Genomic DNA, 818 nt, shown 5'->3' with positions numbered 1-818 from the left:
AGGAGGTGGCGCGGGCCTGCCGCCTCTCCATGGCGATGGGGATGCTGGCCATGCTGCTGCCCCTGTGACGCCGGGAGCCGGTTCCGGCACCGGGCGTCCGGCCCCCCGGGGGGCCCGGGTTGCCCGCAGGGCGCCGTGCGCAATCGTTGTCTGCGTCACTTTGCGCCTCGGGCCGTACTGCCGACGGCGCCGCCCTCATAGGCTGCCCCCATGATTCTCCCCGCGGCACTGCTGCTGCTCGGCGCGCTGACCGCCGTGCTCGCCCCCAGGCTGCTCGCCCGGGCCGACTGGCCGGATCGCGAACCGGTGGTCGCGCTGTGGGTGTGGCAGTGCGTGGTGGCGGCGGTGATCGTGTGCTGCGCGCTGTCGATGACGTTCAGCGCGGCGGCGGCCTGGCACGCGGTGGGCGGGCCGGTCTTCTCGACGGCGCCCGGTCCGGTGGTCGAGGCCTACGCGCTGGGCACGTCCGGGCTCTGGGCGGACACGACGGCGGTCACGCTGGCCTGCGGTGGGCTGTGGAGCGTCGCGATGCTGGCCCGGGAGGTCGTGCGGGCGCGCTCCCGGCGCCAGCTGCGCCGGGCCGAACTGAGGCACCGCGCTCCGCTGCTCCCCGGCGAGGAGCCCGGCCCGGACCGGCTCGTCGTCCTGGAGGGCGAGCGGCCGGACGCCTGGTGGCTGCCCGGCACTCCCCCGCAACTGGTGGTCACCACCGCCGCGCTGCGCCGCCTCGAGGGCCGCCAGCTCGACGCGGTGCTCGCCCACGAGAAGGGGCACGCCCGGGCGCGGCACGACTGGCTGCTGAACTGCGCCACCGCGCT

General features: G+C 76.5%; 1 protein-coding gene. It reads left to right on the top strand.

The features are described 5' to 3' along the window. Positions 1 to 210: 210 nt before the first annotated feature. The coding region (locus DMC61_RS40855) for a M48 family metalloprotease (protein WP_125695767.1) at positions 211 to 818 on the top strand (608 nt) is incomplete at its 3' end.

Source organism: Amycolatopsis sp. WAC 04169 (assembly GCF_003947535.1).
Classification (GTDB): Bacteria; Actinomycetota; Actinomycetes; order Mycobacteriales; family Pseudonocardiaceae; genus Amycolatopsis; species Amycolatopsis keratiniphila.
This window is presented reverse-complemented; position numbering and strand designations above follow the sequence as displayed.